Annotated in this window: 17 protein-coding genes; 9 read left to right on the plus strand and 8 right to left on the minus strand. The window is 37.8% G+C overall.

Going from position 1 to position 18,172, the window contains the following annotated elements; translation table 11 throughout:
* Window positions 1-309 precede the first annotated feature (309 nt).
* From BCL90_RS17710 to BCL90_RS17720, 3 genes are all read left to right on the plus strand, one after another.
* Window positions 310-1,407, plus strand: coding sequence for a Nif3-like dinuclear metal center hexameric protein (locus BCL90_RS17710; protein WP_121285378.1), 1,098 nt, complete (start codon window positions 310-312; stop codon window positions 1,405-1,407).
* On the plus strand, window positions 1,407-2,150 hold the full coding sequence (locus BCL90_RS17715; RefSeq protein ID WP_121285379.1) for a zinc ribbon domain-containing protein: 744 nt from the start codon (window positions 1,407-1,409) through the stop codon (window positions 2,148-2,150). Before BCL90_RS17710 ends, BCL90_RS17715 begins: the two co-directional genes overlap by 1 nt.
* Window positions 2,151-2,263: 113 nt before the next feature.
* Window positions 2,264-3,808, plus strand: coding sequence for a YfgM family protein (locus BCL90_RS17720; RefSeq protein WP_244094979.1), 1,545 nt, complete (start codon window positions 2,264-2,266; stop codon window positions 3,806-3,808).
* Here BCL90_RS17720 and BCL90_RS17725 read toward each other — a convergent pair.
* From BCL90_RS17725 to BCL90_RS17735, 3 genes are all read right to left on the minus strand, one after another.
* Window positions 3,805-4,881 (minus strand): 3-oxoacyl-ACP synthase III family protein, encoded by a 1,077-nt coding sequence (locus BCL90_RS17725; protein WP_121285381.1) that lies wholly within the window; start codon window positions 4,879-4,881, stop codon window positions 3,805-3,807. The genes BCL90_RS17720 and BCL90_RS17725 overlap by 4 nt on opposite strands.
* A 78-nt stretch (window positions 4,882-4,959) precedes the next feature.
* On the minus strand, window positions 4,960-5,610 hold the full coding sequence (locus tag BCL90_RS17730; RefSeq protein ID WP_121285383.1) for a response regulator transcription factor: 651 nt from the start codon (window positions 5,608-5,610) through the stop codon (window positions 4,960-4,962).
* Entirely contained in the window at window positions 5,610-7,487 is a 1,878-nt protein-coding gene (locus BCL90_RS17735) for a sensor histidine kinase (protein ID WP_121285385.1), read from the minus strand. The genes BCL90_RS17730 and BCL90_RS17735 overlap by 1 nt, the downstream gene beginning before the upstream one ends.
* A gap of 144 nt (window positions 7,488-7,631) precedes the next feature.
* Between BCL90_RS17735 and BCL90_RS17740 the strand changes: the two genes are divergently transcribed.
* Both BCL90_RS17740 and BCL90_RS17745 read left to right on the plus strand, forming a co-directional pair.
* Complete coding sequence (locus tag BCL90_RS17740; RefSeq protein ID WP_121285387.1) at window positions 7,632-8,624, plus strand: hypothetical protein; 993 nt, start codon at window positions 7,632-7,634, stop codon at window positions 8,622-8,624.
* Window positions 8,625-8,662: 38 nt separating this feature from the next.
* Window positions 8,663-9,442 (plus strand): trypsin-like serine peptidase, encoded by a 780-nt coding sequence (locus tag BCL90_RS17745; RefSeq protein WP_121285389.1) that lies wholly within the window; start codon window positions 8,663-8,665, stop codon window positions 9,440-9,442.
* A 120-nt stretch (window positions 9,443-9,562) separates the two neighbouring features.
* Here BCL90_RS17745 and BCL90_RS17750 read toward each other — a convergent pair whose 3' ends face one another.
* From BCL90_RS17750 to rsfS, 3 genes are all read right to left on the minus strand, one after another.
* The gene (locus BCL90_RS17750; RefSeq protein ID WP_121285391.1) at window positions 9,563-10,207 is read right to left on the minus strand and encodes a LutC/YkgG family protein; all 645 of its coding nucleotides are present in this window, start codon (window positions 10,205-10,207) and stop codon (window positions 9,563-9,565) included.
* A gap of 62 nt (window positions 10,208-10,269) precedes the next feature.
* Window positions 10,270-12,285, minus strand: a complete 2,016-nt coding sequence (gene ftsH / locus BCL90_RS17755; RefSeq protein ID WP_121285393.1) for an ATP-dependent zinc metalloprotease FtsH — start codon at window positions 12,283-12,285, stop codon at window positions 10,270-10,272.
* Window positions 12,286-12,313: 28 nt separating this feature from the next.
* The gene (gene rsfS / locus BCL90_RS17760) at window positions 12,314-12,688 is read right to left on the minus strand and encodes a ribosome silencing factor (RefSeq protein ID WP_057930976.1); all 375 of its coding nucleotides are present in this window, start codon (window positions 12,686-12,688) and stop codon (window positions 12,314-12,316) included.
* 44 nt (window positions 12,689-12,732) lie between these two features.
* On the opposite strand from rsfS, the gene BCL90_RS17765 reads away from it, so the two are divergent.
* The 4 genes from BCL90_RS17765 to pfkA all read left to right on the plus strand — a co-directional run bounded on the left by BCL90_RS17765 (window position 12,733) and on the right by pfkA (window position 16,787).
* On the plus strand, window positions 12,733-13,509 hold the full coding sequence (locus BCL90_RS17765) for a biotin--[acetyl-CoA-carboxylase] ligase (RefSeq protein ID WP_121285395.1): 777 nt from the start codon (window positions 12,733-12,735) through the stop codon (window positions 13,507-13,509).
* 6 nt (window positions 13,510-13,515) lie between these two features.
* Complete coding sequence (locus BCL90_RS17770; RefSeq protein WP_121285397.1) at window positions 13,516-13,965, plus strand: protein-disulfide reductase DsbD domain-containing protein; 450 nt, start codon at window positions 13,516-13,518, stop codon at window positions 13,963-13,965.
* Window positions 13,966-14,113: 148 nt separating this feature from the next.
* Window positions 14,114-15,811: a protein-disulfide reductase DsbD family protein gene (locus BCL90_RS17775; RefSeq protein WP_121285399.1), complete on the plus strand. Its 1,698-nt coding sequence runs from the start codon at window positions 14,114-14,116 to the stop codon at window positions 15,809-15,811.
* Window positions 15,804-16,787 (plus strand): 6-phosphofructokinase, encoded by a 984-nt coding sequence (gene pfkA, locus BCL90_RS17780; protein ID WP_121286192.1) that lies wholly within the window; start codon window positions 15,804-15,806, stop codon window positions 16,785-16,787. Before BCL90_RS17775 ends, pfkA begins: the two co-directional genes overlap by 8 nt.
* A gap of 86 nt (window positions 16,788-16,873) precedes the next feature.
* Here pfkA and BCL90_RS17785 read toward each other — a convergent pair whose 3' ends face one another.
* Both BCL90_RS17785 and BCL90_RS17790 read right to left on the minus strand, forming a co-directional pair.
* On the minus strand, window positions 16,874-17,197 hold the full coding sequence (locus BCL90_RS17785) for a heavy metal-binding domain-containing protein (protein WP_090497467.1): 324 nt from the start codon (window positions 17,195-17,197) through the stop codon (window positions 16,874-16,876).
* Window positions 17,198-17,597: 400 nt separating this feature from the next.
* Entirely contained in the window at window positions 17,598-18,119 is a 522-nt protein-coding gene (locus BCL90_RS17790; RefSeq protein WP_166792091.1) for a 5' nucleotidase, NT5C type, read from the minus strand.
* Window positions 18,120-18,172 lie beyond the last annotated feature (53 nt).

Here is an 18,172-nt window from a genome sequence, read left to right on the forward strand (position 1 = left end):
AATTATTATCTGATATTTAAACCTCGCAGATTTCTGAAACCTGCGAGGTTTTTAATAGTAGAATAACCCTAAGAACCACACGCTTTGTTAAATAAACCTGATAAAGCGTAAAGCCCGGAGCGAGCAACGAGTGAGGACTTGAAGCGATAGCAGGACTTTCACCTCCGAAGCGCACCGCACGCTAATTTCCAAATAACATTTGACCACCTAAGACACTTGAGAACATCTAAGGAAAACGCTTTAACTTATTGCTGTCTCTTTTAGCTTTACAAGTTTTCGAAACCTGCAGGCTTTATTTATATTTATCGAATGAAATTAGCTGAAATTACCAATTATTTAGAAAGCATTGCGCCACTTAATTATCAGGAAGATTATGACAACTCCGGTTTGATTGTGGGCGATCCTAATATGGAAATCCGTGCTGCGCTGGTGGCTTTAGATTGCGTGGAGAAAATTGTAGACGAAGCCATTTCTACAGGCTGTAACCTCATCATTACCCATCATCCGATTGTTTTTAAAGGACTAAAAAAGCTAAACGGCAAAAACTACGTGGAACGTGTAGTGCTGAAAGCCATAAAAAACAATATTGCACTTTATGCCATTCATACCAATTTAGACAGCATCCATACCGGCGTAAATGCGAGGATCTGTGAACGTTTGGGTTTAACAGGCACTAAGGTACTTTCGCCAAAAACCGGACTGTTAAAAAAACTGGTTACTTATTGTCCACAGGCACAGGCTGAACAACTGCGGTCTGCATTGTTTTATGCAGGGGCGGGAAACATTGGCAATTATAGCGAATGCAGTTTCAATGCCGATGGTTTTGGCACCTTTAAAGGTAACGAAGATTCAGACCCTTTTGTGGGTGAAAAAGGTATCCGGCACCGGGAAAATGAAGTAAGGATCGAAATGGTATACCCTACACAGGCCGAGCGCAAAATTTTGCTTGCTTTGTTCGAAAACCATCCTTACGAAGAGGTAGCTTACGATATTTATAAACTCGAAAACAAACATCAACTGGTTGGTTCGGGCATGGTGGGTTGGTTGGAATACGACATGGATGCATACGATTTTTTACACCTGGTAAAAGACAGGATGCAGGCTAAAGTGGTTAGGCATACTGATGTAATTGGCAAAAGGATTAAAAAAGTTGCGGTTTGTGGTGGCTCAGGAAGTTTCCTTTTAAGGGAGGCTATTGCTGCCGGTGCGGATGCTTTTATTACTGCAGATTTTAAATACCACGAGTTTTTCGATGCGGAGGAAAAATTGATCATTGCCGACATCGGACACTTTGAAACTGAACAATTTACCTCAAATTTATTGCTTGAAATTATTCAGAAAAAATTTACTAACTTTGCAATCCGTTTAACGGAGCAAAATACAAACCCCATAAATTACTTGTTTTAATGGAACAAACCGTAGAACAAAAGCTAAAGGCTTTATACGAATTACAAAATATCCACACAAAAATTGATAAGATCCGCCAGGTACGTGGTGAATTACCAATGGAAGTTGCCGATCTTGAGGATGACGTTTTAGGATTAGAAACTAGAATTGCAAAAATCAAAGGTGAACTTGATGATCTTGAAGATTCGATCGTAACCCGTAAAAATACAATTAAAGATGCGCAAGCTGCCATCAAAAGATACGATACTCAATTAAAAGAAGTTAAAAACAACCGTGAATACGATGCTTTAACTAAGGAAATTGAAATTCAAGGTTTAGATATTCAGGTTTCTGAAAAGAAAATTAAAGAACACGGTTTCGAAATCACTTCTAAAACTGAAATCTACGAAGCAGCTAAAGCAGAGTTAGATGGCAGAAAGAAAGATTTGGAAGTTAAAAAAGGCGAATTGGATGTAATTACTGCAGAAACTGAAAAAGAAGAGCAGGATTTACAAAAGAAAGCTGATAAAGCTGAGCCTCAGATCGAAGAGCGTTTATTGGTTGCCTACAAACGTTTACGCAAAAATGCGGTAAATGGTTTAGCGGTAGTAACCATCGATCGCGATTCTTGCTCAGGTTGTTTTAACCAGATTCCACCTCAACGCCAGTTAGATATCCGTCAACGTAAAAAAATTATCGTTTGTGAACACTGCGGTCGTATTTTAGTTGATGAGGCTTTAACACACGAAGTAGCCGAAGGTTAATCCATCACAAAAAAATAATTAAACGTTCCGATCTAATCGGGACGTTTTTTGTTTAGGTCTGTTTTTTTGCTCACACAAAACAACAATAACTTTTTAGCGTTTAATGTAGATATTTGTTAACATGTGAAGCTGTTGCGGCAGCACAGAACCAAACCGAAATAGAATCCCTGATGAATAAAAGCTTCCGTTTTTTTATAACCTCTGCCCTGCTCCTCTCTCCTTTGTTTTCGCTTGCAAACTTCGATTTTAACAACAATTGCCTAAACGCTTACAAGAGCATTTTCGAACTGAAACTCGGTAACGCAAGAGCATATATTTCAACCGAAAAGAAACAGCACCCCAATAATTCTATTATTCCTCTTTTAGAAAATTATGTAGATTATTTTACGGTTTTAACTTCAGAGAGCAAAGCTGATTTTGATCGCTTAAAAGGCAATAAATCTACCCGTTTGGATCAAATAAGTGATGATGATAAAAGTTCGCCATATTACCTGTATGCCCAGGCGGAGATCAATTTGCAATGGGCGCTCATCCGTGGGCGCTTTGGAGAGTATTTTAACGCAGCTATGGAGGTTAAAAAAGCAAACAGTCTTTTGCAGGAGAACAATAAGAAGTTTCCGAATTTTCACTTAAACTTAAAAGGCTTAGGATTGATTAATGCCGTATTGGGTAATCTTCCAGATGGTGCTTTGAAAACGGCGCTTTCAACCTTTGGTATTAAAGGAAATCTGCAGAGTGGGTTAAATATGTTCGAAAAACTAGCCGATAACTTACCAAAGTCATCTTACGAGCCTTTTTATGAAGAAGTAGTGTTTTATTATGCCTATGTATTAACTGATGTGGCACATAGTCCGCACGCCTATGCAAAAACAATGAAATATACAGTAAGAATTGCCGATACCAGTTTATTAAAAAGTTATTTGCAGAGTTATGTGTGCATTAAAAACGGGCATAGCGAAGAAGCCATTGCTATTTTAGCGAAGCGGCCTGAAGGAGGCGTTTATCAGCCTTTTCCTTATTTAGATTATCTGGAGGGGATTGCGCACCTGAACAAACTTGATCTTAATTCAGGGGTGTGTTTTAACCGCTTTTTGCAGACAACCAAGGGTGTTAACTTTGTGAAGGATGCTTACCTCCATTTGGGCTGGATCTCTCTTCTAAAGGGTGATAAAGCAGCTTATACGGCATTTTCAGCTAAAGCAATTAAAAATGGTTATACCTATATGGAAAAAGACAAACAGGCAAAAGCCGAAGCAGCTTCAGGTACGCCAACAGTTGACCTGTTAAAAGCCCGATTATTGTTTGATGGTGGCTATTTAAGCAAGGCCCTGCAGATTCTTGATGATAAGAAGGTTACGGATTATACCAACGATAAAGACAAAACAGAACTGAATTACCGTTTAGGTAGAATTTACGATGATTTAGGGAAAGACGATCAGGCATTAACAGCTTACCAGGAAACAATTAACGAAGGAAAAAACCTGAAGTATTATTTTGCGGCAAATGCTGCGGTGCAGATGGGTAAGGTTTATGAAAGAAGGAAAAATATTGCGAAAGCAAAAGAGGCTTTCAATACTGCTATTGCCATGAAAAATCATGAGTTTGAAAGCAGTATTGAAAGCCAGGCTAGGGCCGGTTTAAAACGGCTGGCAAATTAGAACCGGTGAATAAAAGCATTAATATGCATCCCTGCTCCTACTGAAGCGAAAACAGCTATATCACCAGGTTTAACTTTATAGCCTTTAACTTCACCTTTTAAAACGAGATCCAATAAGGTTGGTACAGTTGCAACCGAGCTGTTCCCCAACCAAGAAATCGTCATTGGAACCAGGTTTTCTGGCACGGTATCTTTACCATATAACTTAAACAAACGTTTCATAATGGCAGTATCCATTTTGCCGTTAGCCTGATGAACAAATACGATATTTATATCTTCAACGCTTAATCCTGCTTTATCAATGGCCTTTTTAATTACCTGAGGTACCTGAACAACTGCAAATTCGTAAAGCTTACGCCCATTCATTTTTAAGTAAAGGTTTCCATTGGTTTCATCAGGATGAGCGCTCTTGCCCATAGTTAATAAATTGCCATAATTTACGGCATGCGTTTCTGTTTTATGTGCCAGTATTCCTCTTTTTTCTTCTGATTCTTCTGCTTCGAAGATTACAGCGCCTGCACCATCTGAAAAGATCATGCTATCACGGTCATGTGGATCGATAATACGGCTTAAGGTTTCTGCACCAATAACCATAACACGTTTCGCATCTCCGCTTTTAATATAGTAATCTGCCTGTATTGCACCCTGAACCCATCCAGGGCAACCAAAAATGATGTCGTAGGCAACGCAGTCTGGATTTTCAATGCCCAGTTGTTGTTTTACCTTTGAAGCTAAAGACGGCAAAATATCAATGCGGTTGCTACCCAAAGGGATATCTCCAAAATTATGACAGAATATAATATAGTCTAAAGTTTCTTTATCAATACCTGCATTTTCAATGGCTTTTTCTGCAGCTTTTGCACCAATGTGATTGCTTAACTGCTCGGCGCAGGCGTAGCGTCTTTCTACGATCTCTGTAATTTCAGAGAATTTATCAATGATCTCTGAATTCTCCTTCTCTAATAGATTTCCATTCTCAAAAAATGTTGAGTTTAAGAATTCATTACCGGAAATAATATTTTGTGGAATATAACTCCCAGTACCGGTAATTACCGTATTTATTGCTTTGCTCATAATTATAATACCGCATACCAAAACGGTATGTAGTATAAAAATATCAATTATATTCGATATTCGAAAATAAATTTAATTTTAGCGCAGCTTATTTTCAAGGGCAAACTTTAATAATCCTGCTTTTCCCGTCACGTTTAGCTTTTGTGCCATATTTTTACGGTGGGTATCAACGGTGTTTAAAGCTATAAATAATTTTTGGGCAATTTGCTGTGAAGAATAGTCTTCGCTGATCAATTTAAGGATTTCCATTTCTCTCGCTGTTAGGTTGTGGCTTTTTTGAAAATGATCTCCATCGTTAAATACCGATGGCTGGACATCAGATTTTATTTTCTGGAAATATTTTTCACCGAGCTGCAAATCTGATATAATTCTAAATAATGTTTCTGCATCGGTATCTTTTTGAACGAAAGCCTTCACCCCTATACTTTCTAATTTTGCTGCTAATTTAACCGTATAGTACATTGATAATACCATAATTTTTACTGAAGGGAATAATTGTCTTACTTTTTCGGCGGCAATTTCTCCATCTAAAACAGGCATATTTAGGTCCAGGATTAAAATATCCGGTATTTGGTGGTTTAAAAGGTGCAGGATTTCCTTTCCGTTTGATGCCATGCCGATTATCTTAAAGTCAGGTTGTTCAGAAAGGATGGCCGATAATCCTTCGGCAAATAGTTTATGATCATCTGCGATCATTAATGTGGTCGGTTTTTGTTCAATTTTGTCCATTATTTCAGCGGGATATCGATAACGATTGTGGTTCCATTTTGATTACTGTCTACCTGAATTTTCCCGTTCAAATAGCTTACCCTCGAGCGTATATTCTGCATACCTAATCCCTTTTTATCCTCTTCCTGACTAAAACCAATACCGTTGTCTTCAGCCATGATATTGATCCTTTCATTAAAAGATAAAATCTGAATAGTCGCTTTTGTTGCGAAAGAGTGTCTGTTGATATTATTTACGAGCTCGTTAACCATACGGTAAATGGTAATTTCCATAGAGCTTTCGATGGGATGTTCTACTTGGTAAACAAATTCGAAAGCAATTTTGCCCGATTGGTTTAAGGCGATGAAGTTTTCTTTCAGGGTTTCAATTAAACCCAGTTGCTCAAAGTTTTTAGGCATTAAATTGTGCGAAATTTCCCTTAAATCGGCACATGCCTTTTCAATCATGCTAATGGTTTGGTCGTAAAATATGCGGTCATTTTCTGTAAGTTTTAAAACTTTGTGCTGAAAAGCGGTGATATTTAGTTTTATAATGGAAAGTGTGCCGCCGAGGTCATCATGAAGATCGCGGGCCAAACGTGTCCGTTCATCTTCCTGTGCATTAAAAATGCCATCGGCCAGGTCTACCTGGTGTTTGCTTTTTTCTTCCAGCAGGATTTCTTTTTCCTTCTTTAAAAAGTTATAGCGTTGTGTTAGTGCAAAAGAAAGGAAAATAATTTCTGCTGTTAAACCTACCACTAAACCATTTGGCTTTAATAAATTAAAGTTGGTGAGTCCTAAAGTGTTAAAAACATAATTAAAAACCCCAAATAACAACATCACGGTTGCAATAAAATAATACCAGCCCAACTTGTAGCCTGATCTTATTCTTTCTACCACACAAATAATAATAATGATTACCGTAAGGAGCGCAAGAAAATTGTTGATGTAAAAAACCGTTTTTTCTAAAATAATAAACGATTTGAAGAGCATAAAAACCGGAATGATCGACATGGCCCAACAGAATCTTTTATAATAGTTTGTAAAGCGGTATAACTTACTGTTTGTGCGATTTTGATTTACAAACAGTTGCATCACCTGGATTAACAGTCCACAGCTCAATGAGGCCATAATTAATCGCATGTAATCCTGGAGACCAGGCAAGTTTGGGTAAAACCATTGAAAGGCCAGGCCCTCTTCTTCCAGGATAAAAATTAGGGTGCAAAAAATGTAAATCGCATAATATAAGTGGATATTATCTCTAACCGAGGCAAACAACAATAGGTTAAAAATCACTGCAAAAACAAAAATGCCTGTGTAAAATCCAAATAAGGTGTGCTGTGGAATTTCTGCCTGAATAATATCAACATCGCGTCCGATAGACATCGGCATATACATATTCTGTCCGCGTTTATCTGCCCACAAATAAAAAGTGGCTTTTTCATGAGGCGAAAGAACTATTGGATAGATGAAGCTCCTGTTACGATAGGGGCGTTGTTTAAAAGGGAAATGATCGCCGGTTAAACCTAGCGGATAAACCTTTCCCCGCTCATCTACTTTAAACAGCTGGAGTTGATTAATGCTTGAGCTCTGCTCCTTAAACATGAGGTGTACAGATTGATTTAAGGTGTTTTTGATATCAAAAGCAACCCAGTAATAAGATTGGGTATAACCTTTACTAAAAACTTTTCCTGCTATTAATGGGGTGAGTTTACCGGCCTGCTTATATTTTATAACAGAATCGATGTTCAGGTTTAAATTTTTGTCCTCATAGAAATACCCATGCTTGCTAATATTGAATTTTTTGGCTGTATCGATTAAAATTGGGTTGCCTTGTTGCGCAAAGCATTGCCCGAATGCAAACAGGAAAAATAAGAATAGGAAAAAAACTTTATTCATTGATGAGAGAATTAGTGGCCTGTGTCGAAACCGATCAATATTTTATAAATATAACACATAAATCAGGTACTAAATATACCGAGTAAAGGGTATATAAACCACTTTGGCTATTGATTACTTTTACATTAAACTAAATGACTAAAAATGAAAAATTTCCTGACGACTATTTTGCTGCTGTTTATATTACAGGTGGCGAATGCACAATCGCATGTTTCGAAGAGTGAATACGCCCGTTACAATTGCAGGTTTGCACCTAAGGGCTGGAATAACGCGGAGGGAAAACTGATGTGCCCTGCCTGTGATAAAGAAAATGAGGATGCCAGGAAAAAGAAAATAGCTGATGATAAAGCAGCTTCTGCTGCACATAATTTAAAAAATGAAAAACTTAAAGCCGAAAATGCAATTGCCTTTAAAAAGAAACAGGCTGAAGTTGCTGCTAAAAATAAGGTAACTGAAGTGCATGTTACGATGGGAAAAGTGCCGGTATCCGGGAATAAAAAACCTGAGTTACCTGTAAAGAAGGGGCCGGTTAAGTTAGGCAAAGATATACAGCTCTATGCAGGTTGGGGAATGGGTATGTTTACCCACAATAGCCGGGCTAATTGTTTTTTAAACGAGAATAAAGATACTGTGCTAAAGAGTAACGATTATTTGGAGGCTTATGCTGTAATGGGCGAAAACAAAAATAATTTTCCAAAGAACATTGGTATAGTGCTTTTAAAGCAAACCAATAAAATATCAAACGGAAGAGAACTGAATATTGCCGATATAGTTGACCTTAAAGGCAAAAGATATTTTAACGACAATACGATAAGTACCATTTTCCACCTGGCTGATGATTATTTTGTGGTGTGCAAAAGTCCGACACTTCCTGAATGGCGCTCTTATGGAAACAATTATACGGGTTATGAAAACGTTGAAATTTACAACTTAAAAACCAAAAAAAGTATAAAACTGGATAAAGATGCTGGCCGATTTGTAAGCATATCCATTTATGTTGGTGGCAGAAAAATGCCGGGCGAACCTGATCTTACACCTTTTCTTTCGCGGGTATATACCAATTATGATGAAGATGTATATTGCCTTGATGCCACTAGAAATATGGTTGTTAGGAAAGTGCTAAAAGCGAACCGGTAGCCGACGCTAAAGTGAAACATATAAAACTGGATATTACAATGAAACATAGAATTATTTTATTGCTCATTTCTATTGTGTTAATTACCAAGGTAAGGGCACAAGATTGTAAGCCGGATTCTACTAAAAGAGAACGCATTACAACAGCTAATATTCCAAACGATTATTCCTGTTATATAGAAATGACCAGAGGTTGGCATAAATATTATGGTTCTGGAGCCTTAATCCATCCCCGGGTAATTATTACTGCAGGGCACAACCTGGCCTATTTTCCATTTGTAAAACGGTTGCCGTTCTTTCTTTTTAGAGGCACAAGAAAAGTCGATTTATATTTCGGATCGATAGATAATAAGACTTTCAAGGCCAAAACATCTTTAAAATTAAAGAAGGGAGAAAACAAATTCTTTAAATCTGCATATTGGATTAATTCTAAAATTAACCGTGACTTTTCAATAATAATTTTACCTGATTCTTCTCTCTTTAAAAAGGTAGGTGGCTGTTATAAATCTATGCCGCTTAAGTCAGATGAATTGCTTGGCGCTGATTTGCACCTTACAGGCTCGCCGGGAGATAAGGATTTATTTGAAATGTGGACGCAGGAAACAAAAAACTTTTCGATTGTTGATGCTTCCTTAAGGTACGATTTGTTCACAATCGTTAGAAATAGCGGTTCGCCAGTATGGGTTAAAAAAGATGGTGCAGTAAGGTTAGCTGGCGTGCATTCGAGGGGTTTTACCGATTGTAATGGAGCAGTTCTAATTAACGCCGAAACCTATGATCAAGTTGTTGAATGGTGCAAGAAATCGGGGATCGTGCTTTAAACACATAAATAAAGTCACTCCTGATTGGATTTAGTTTTTGGTACCAAGACCAATTTGTGGAAAAGCGAATTTGACCGACGGCATACATAGACAAGCCTCCAGGCCTATTACGAGTGGTAGCTAACTAAAATCATCAATTAAAAACACAAAAAGTTCTTTAGGCCCGTGTGCGCCTAAAACCAATGTTTTTTCGATATCGGCAGTTCTGCTAGGGCCTGTAATATTGCTAATCATCGATGGGATCTGATTACCATACTTGTTTTTCAATAACAGAAAAGCGTCTTTAAGATCTAAAACCAACTGACTGGTTTTGGCGATCACAATATGGTGGTGTGGAAAGATGCTGAGCCTTCTTCCTGCAGCACCGCTATTGCTAACCATTACACTTCCGTTACGGGCAACCAATGCTTCGCAAAGGGTAATGCCCACTTCAGCCTGCTCAAAATCCTTATCGGTTTGGTAAAAAGGGAATTCGTATTTGCTTAAAAATTGTTGTAATTCTGGTTCCCAGCAATATATTTTACGCCATTTAAACTTATCGGCTAGCTGCAACATGTTTTCAAAAAAATCGATTCCGTCTTCGCAGAAGATAAAATTACCGGATATAGCCGTAAGCTGTTCGGCAAATAATACCTCCAGCTCATCCGTATTTTTTTTATACAATGCACTTTCTTCTAAATTAGGATATGGGTTTTCGCGCTTCTCTAATAGTGCTTTCCTTATCTTTTTTAGTATTTGTTCTTTTGCTGTCGTATTATCCTTCATATAAAAAAAAGCTACCCTATGATTAAACCAGGGTAGCAAATGTAATAATAGAAATTATTTATTTAAGCCTCAACGGGGGTAATATGTCCCGGTGTGCCACTTTCGCCTTGACTTTCGAATAAACGTTTTCCGAAAATCACTTCTAAATCATCTTTAAATAAAACTTCTTTTTCAATCAGAATATCAGCCAATTGGATCAATTTATCTTTATTTTCTTCCAATAAAGAAATTGCTCTCTGGTATTGACCCTCAATTAATGCCGAAATCTCTTTGTCGATAGTTAAAGCGGTATCTTCTGAATATGGTTTAGAGAAATTATACTCGTTCTGACCAGATGAATCATAATAAGTAATGTTTCCTAATTTTTCGTTCAGGCCATAAATGGTCACCATTGCCCTGGCCTGTTTATTTACTTTTTCTAAATCGCTCAAGGCACCTGTAGAAATGGTATCGAACATCACTTTTTCAGCTGCCCTACCGCCCATAGTTGCACACATTTCATCAAGCATTTGGTGTGGGCGAACAATTAAGCGTTCTTCTGGTAAGTACCAGGCTGCACCTAAGCTCTGTCCACGTGGAACGATAGTAACTTTAACCAATGGCGCCGCATGTTCTAACAACCAGCTTACTGTGGCGTGACCAGCCTCGTGAATCGCAATAGCGCGTTTTTCAGCAGGTGTGATGATTTTGTTTTTCTTTTCTAAACCACCTACAATTCTATCTACAGCATCTAAGAAATCTTGCTTATCAACTGCCGATTTATTTTTCCGGGCAGCAATTAGTGCCGCTTCGTTACAAACATTTGCAATATCTGCGCCTGAGAATCCTGGCGTTTGTTTAGCTAAAAATTCGGTATCAAGCTCTTCTGATTTTTTAAGCGGGGTGATGTGAACTTCGAAAATTTGTTTACGCTCGATAACATCCGGTAAATCAACATAAATCTGTCTGTCAAATCTACCTGCTCTTAATAATGCCTTATCTAAGACATCAGCACGGTTTGTTGCAGCTAAGATAATAACATGTGTATTGGTGCCAAAGCCATCCATTTCAACCAAAAGCTGATTTAAGGTATTTTCGCGTTCGTCATTTCCGCCCATTACACCGTTTTTACCACGGGCACGGCCAATAGCATCAATCTCATCAATAAAGATGATACAAGGAGATTTATCTTTTGCTTGTTTAAACAAGTCGCGAACACGAGATGCGCCTACTCCAACAAACATCTCTACAAAATCAGATCCTGACAGAGAAAAGAACGGAACCTGTGCTTCACCTGCAACTGCTTTAGCCAATAAGGTTTTACCAGTACCGGGCGAACCTACCAATAAGGCACCTTTTGGGATTTTTCCACCCAGATCAGTATATTTTTTAGGGTTTTTAAGGAAATCAACAATTTCCATTACCTCTGTTTTTGCTTCTTCTAAACCTGCAACATCGTTGAAAGTGATATTTACCTGGCTTTCTTTATCAAATAAAGTAGCTTTTGATTTTCCGATACTGAAAATCTGACCGCCACCGCCAGCACCGCCGCCCATTCTGCGCATCATAAAAATCCAGAAACCGATTAAAAGCAATACAGGTAAAATGATGCTTAAAAACCAGCTTGCCAACGGATTGCTGCGGCTGGTTTTCTCTGCAAGAACTCTTGGTTGGTTTGCAGGAAGATCCTTTTGCGAATCGGCAAGTTGTTTATCCAGCCCATCCATCGTTCCGGCATTGAAAAATACAACAGGACTAGCGGCATTATTTACACTAAATGTGCTAGTGCTTTTATATGCATTGTATATTGGTTTTTTTAAGCTATCTTTTTTGATGTACACCTCTACGCGGACCAAATCGTCGGATTTATAAGCAACAACTTTCTGTACGTCACCTTTAAGTAACATCTGTTGTTCAAACTTTTGGTAGGTTACTTCTTTACCGCCATCGGTAGTAAATAAAAACTGTGCTGCAATAATGGCTATGATAATGGCCGCATACACCCAGAAAATATTAAATTTTGATCCTTTTTGTGGTTTTTTAGGGATGTTTGGAATCCTTCTCCCCTGTTTTTCGTTGGTGTTTTGATTATCGTTCATTTGTCTTTGTCAAAATGGTTCTATTAGGTTATGCGCTTTGATAATTTGTGCTTTCTGCATCCCCCCAAAGTTCTTCTATGCCATAAAAGTGGCGCTTTTCTGTTTTAAAAATGTGCACAACCACATCGAAATAATCAAGAATAATCCAATCTGCTGATTCGAAACCTTCTTTATGTCTCGGATCGGCCTGAGTGGCTTTATATATTTCTTTTTCTACACTATCGGCAATAGCTTTTACCTGAGTACCAGAGTTGGCACTTGCTATAATAAAGTAATCAGCCACTGAAGTATGAATATTTCTAAGATCTAACCGCACTATATCTTCTCCTTTTTTCTCTTGTATGCCGTGAACGGCTAACTCTGAAAGGTATGTAGAAAGGGCTACAATTTTCTTTTTTACCATTAAAATGCTTTAATTTTGGAATTACAATATTATAAATTCAACACTTGCAAAATAACACTTTTTCGACACTATTTGTTGGTCAAAATTTAATCAAATTAAAAGAAGTTGATTCTACTAATAACTTTTTAAAAAAGTTGGTGTCAAAATCCGAGCCATTAGCCGAAGGTACTGTAATTATGGCAGACAATCAGTTTGCCGGAAGAGGGCAGCAGGAAAGCATTTGGCAAACCCAGGCAGGTAAAAATATTAGTACAAGTATTTATTTAAAGCCTTCTTTTTTGCCACTAGATAAGCAGTTTTATTTAAATATTGCCGTTAGTTTGGCTGTTAGCGATGCCTTAGCTTGTTTTGTACCGGAGGGGATCAAGGTAAAATGGCCCAATGATATGTATTACCATAATAAGAAATTAGGCGGAATATTAATCGAAAATACACTGACAGGCAATTCTTTTAAATCATCAGTTATTGGCATTGGCTTAAATGTAAATCAATCAGAATTTTCTGAAAGTATCAGTGAGCGTGCGACTTCCGTCATTCAAATTTTACAAAGAGATGTGTCTTTAATGGATATTATGGAGAAAATATTCATTTTTATGGAAAAATACTACTTAATTTTGAGGGCAGGGAAATACAGTATTTTACAAAATGATTACCTTGCGAGGCTATATAACTATCAGGTTTCTGCGTTATATAAATATAACGGCGAGGTTTTTGAAGGAATCATTAAAGGAGTTGAAGACAACGGCAGACTAAACGTTGATACTGAAAAAGGTTTAAAAGTTTTTAACTTTAAAGAAATTGAATTTACACACACAAAATAAACACAAATGAAAAAAATCACCCTGGTGCTTTCGATGGTACTTTTTGCTGTTGCTGGCGCATTCGCTCAAATTGAAAAACCGGTAACATGGGCTTATTCTGCAAAGAAAGTAAGTAAAACCGAAGCTATAATTTATTTAAAGGCCACAATTGATGACAGATGGCATATTTATTCTCAGAATGTGAAAGACGGAGGGCCTGTAAAAACCACGTTTACTTTTACTCCCTCTAAAGACTTCAGTCTTGTAGGTAAAACAATTGAGCCTAAAGCTATTGTTAAATATGAAAGCACTTTTAAAATGAATGTAAGTTATTTTGAAAAAGCGGTAATCTTTCAACAAAAAATTAAACTTAACAAAGCAACTACTGTGGTTAAAGGTGTTGTAGAGTTTATGGTTTGTAACGATAAACAATGTCTTCCGCCAGAAGAAGTTGAGTTTAGTATTCCGGTTAAATAGTTGACATCAAAATATTTGCAAACAGTCCCGGATTTTCGGGACTGTTTCTTTTTAAAGTAAAATCTACGAAGTGTTGTGGTTTAAAAAAAATCGTTTCTAAAATTATTCTTAATTTCACGGATTCAAAACACACACACAAAACACACAAATGAAAAAGGTTTTATTATTGTTGTTAATGGCTACAATGTTTATTGCATTGCCAGCTATTAAGAGTTACTCCCTTGTAACACAAGATACCACAGCAACTGCTCCTCCAGATGATATTGTTTTTACAGAAGTAGGTTCTGCACAGGATAGTGCTGGCAATAAGCAGGTAAAAACGGAAAAAGATACCCTTAAAAAGGATACGGTTAAAAAAGTAGAAAAAGCTACGGTAGCTGGCAAAGATGCGCCAAAACAATCGCTTTGGGTAACCTTTGGTTTAGGCCTTTTGGCCGGTATTGCCGCTTTTTTTCTTCCATGTATTTTTCCGATGGTTCCGCTTACTGTGGGCTTCTTTACCAAAAGAGCCGAAAGCAGGGCAAAAGGAATCAGAAGTGCCATTATTTATGGTTTATCGATCATTGTAATTTATGTAGGTTTAGGCGTAATTATTACCTTGATCTGGGGCGCAAGTGCATTAAATGAAATATCGACCGATGGATTTTTTAATATTTTCATCTTCCTTATTCTGATTGTTTTTGGCGTATCGTTTCTAGGCGCTTTCGAAATTACGCTGCCTAGTTCGTTTGTAAATAAACTGGATGCAAAATCGGATGCTAAAGGTTTAAGCGGAATCTTTTTTATGGCAGCAACCTTGGCGGTAGTTTCCTTTTCTTGTACTGGGCCATTAATTGGAACCTCATTGGTTGCCATTAATACCGATCTGTTAACACCTGTTATCGTTATGTTCGGCTTTTCGTTATCATTGGCGTTAATTTTTACCATGTTTGCTATTTTCCCAAGTTTAATGACGGGGCTACCAAAATCAGGCGGTTGGTTAAACTCAATCAAGGTTTTTCTGGGGTTCTTAGAATTGGGTTTATCATTAAAATTCCTTTCAACAGCAGATTTGGCCTATCACTGGGGAATATTGGACCGTGAGATATTCCTGGCCATCTGGATTGTACTTGCCTTAATTTTGGGTGTTTATTTATTGGGAAAAATTAAGTTTTCTCATGATAGCGAGCTCCCTTATGTTTCAGTGCCAAGATTATTTATTGCAACAGCAACTTTTGTATTTGCCATTTATCTTATTCCGGGCTTATGGGGAGCACCTTTAAAAGCAGTGAGTGCATTGGTGCCGCCTTTATCCACCCAGGATTTTGTAATCGGGCAAGATGGTGGCGGTGGCTCAAGTCCAAGCCAGGCATCTATACATGCTAAAAGGAAATATTCAGAATTCCTGCACATTCCGCATAATATCGACGGGTTCTTCGATTACCAGGAAGCCCTTGCCTATGCTAAAGAGGTAAAAAAACCATTGTTTTTAGATTTCACCGGGCATGGATGTGTAAATTGCAGAGAAATGGAAGCCAGGGTCTGGTCTGACCCAAGAGTGCTTAAAAAATTGAAAGAAGATTATATTGTGGTATCGCTTTATACAGATGATAAAACCAGTTTACCTGAAGCGGAGCAATTTGACTCTAAAATTTTAGGCACAAAAGTGAATACCGTTGGTAAAAAATTCAAACATTTGCAGGCTGAAAGATTTAATACCATTTCGCAACCATATTATGTACTTTTGGGTACTGATGAAAAAGAATTAGTTTCGCCTCCTATTGGAGTAGAATTTGATATAGACAAATATTTGCAATATCTGGATAATGGATTATCAGGATTTGCCAAGAAACAAACAAATGAATAAGATTAAGAATATTGGTGTTTTAACCTCTGGCGGAGATTCGCCAGGCATGAACGCCGCAATTAGGGCCGTAGTTAGGGGCTCTATTTATTATGATATTGAAGTAACAGGATTTATCCGTGGATACGAAGGGCTGATCAACAATGATTTTATCCCTATGGACCGCAAATCTGTAGCGAATATTATCCAGCGCGGAGGAACCATTTTAAAAACTGCACGTAGTGAAGCTTTTAGAACCGTTGAGGGCAGAAAAAAAGCTTATGAAAATCTGAAAGCTAAAGGCATTGATGCTTTAGTGGTAATTGGTGGTGACGGAACATTTACGGGTGCCAATATTTTTTCTAAAGAGTTCGATTTCCCGATTGTAGGTTTACCTGGAACAATTGATAACGATTTGGCAGGTACCGATTTTACCATCGGTTATGATTCTGCCATCAACACTGTTATTGATGCGGTAGATAGGATCAGGGACACGGCTGAATCGCACGATAGATTATTCATCGTGGAAGTGATGGGTCGCGACTCCGGGCTAATTGCTTTAAGAAGTGGAATTGGTGTGGGCGCAGAGGCTATCATGATTCCAGAGGCAAACATGAACGCTGATGATATTTTACATAAATTAGAGCATAGCCGTAAAGATAAAGCCTCGAAAATTATTATTGTTGCTGAAGGCGATGATACAGGCGGTGCATTTAAAGTTGGCGAAATTTTACAGGAAAAATATCCCCATTACGATACCAAGGTTTCAGTTCTGGGGCACATTCAGCGTGGGGGTAAACCTACCTGTATGGACCGGGTGCTGGCGAGCCGTTTAGGTGTTGCTGCTGTAGAAGGGTTAATTAATGGCGAAAGTGGTGTAATGGCCGGCCAGGTAAACCGCGAAATTATCTTTACTCCTTTCGATCATGCCATTAAACACATTAATGCCGAGAAAGTGAGCGCCAAATGGCTTAAACTCATTGATATACTTTCGTTTTAATCGAAAACAAGGATATAAAAAGAAAAGTCTTTCCCGCACCGGAAAGACTTTCTTGTTTTTGCTTAGTTTTCGCAATAAGCAATTTCTTAATCTGCTAAAATAACAGCAGTACCATTGGCACTCACCATGAGCATGCTACCTCCGCTGCCTACAGTTTCATAATCTAAATCTACGCCAACAATTGCATTTGCACCTAATGCGGCTGCGTACTGCTGCATTTCGTTAACAGCTGTATCTTTTCCCTCTCTTAAAACGCGCTCGTAAGAACTCGATCTGCCTCCTACTATATCTGTTATTCCAGCAAATAAATCTTTAAAAATATTTGCGCCAATAATGGTTTCTCCGGTTACTAAACCGATATATTTTATAATTTTTCTGCCCTCAACCGTAGGCGTTGTAGTTACTAACATCGTTTCAGTTTTTTTATCATTAGAACAAATTTTTTAAAAAATGTTACAATTTTCAGAAAAGCTTTGTTAGGTGTTTGTCCCGCTAAATGTAAGGGCGCTAAGTGTTTCTAAAAAATAAATTTATGAAATCTTTGCTGCTTTTGCATCAATATTAAAAATCCTTGTTTATGAACACATCTAAAGCTTTACTCGTCCTCCCATTATTATTGATTGCCTTTTTTGCTCATGCACAAATGCCGGTGTTAAAAGTACAACAAGCCGAAACTGCAGAATAGAAAGAGGCTGTTGGTAAACAGCAAAGAAAAGTAATTGTATTGTCGCTCACAATTGAGAGTCGCGGGGGAAACCTGGTAGGTGAATTTAATTTTTAGGATTATATTGATTAGTTGCATTCATATTATTATAGCAACAAACCCGCTACCTCTTCCCAGGTATTTACACGTTCGTATTCCGTTATGAGCAAATTGTGGGGCGAAGAAAATAATAACGGTCGACCGTTGAAATTTACAAAGTTTTTAATACGGTCATCAATGATGATGTCAACATTCACAATTTTATTTCCGCAAAACATAATGTGCTGCCAATCAATGAAAGGAAAATGTTCGGACATCCAATCGTATTTGTCGATCAATGAGTTGCGGAACTCCATTGCTGCCGAAACAATGTACACATCATATTTTTCCTGTAAGGCTTTAATTACCCTTTGGCTATCTGCAATAACTTCAAGGTCGCGAAAAAAGCCAGGTTCATTGATATATTCGAACCATTTTTGGTTAACATCCTGTGGAACGTGGTGGTAAATCTCGTTTCCTGCGTCAATCTTTAAATCAAGCGGAACATTAAAATCCCGGTTATATAATTTAATAAATTTTCCAACGGCATCGGCAATCACCTCGTCCATATCAATCGCAATTCTTTCCATTCTGTACCTGCAAATATTTTGGCGCAAATATCCTGAAAACAAAGAAATTAAAC

The organism is Pedobacter alluvionis (assembly GCF_003664035.1).
In the GTDB taxonomy this organism is placed as follows: Bacteria; Bacteroidota; Bacteroidia; order Sphingobacteriales; family Sphingobacteriaceae; genus Pedobacter; species Pedobacter alluvionis.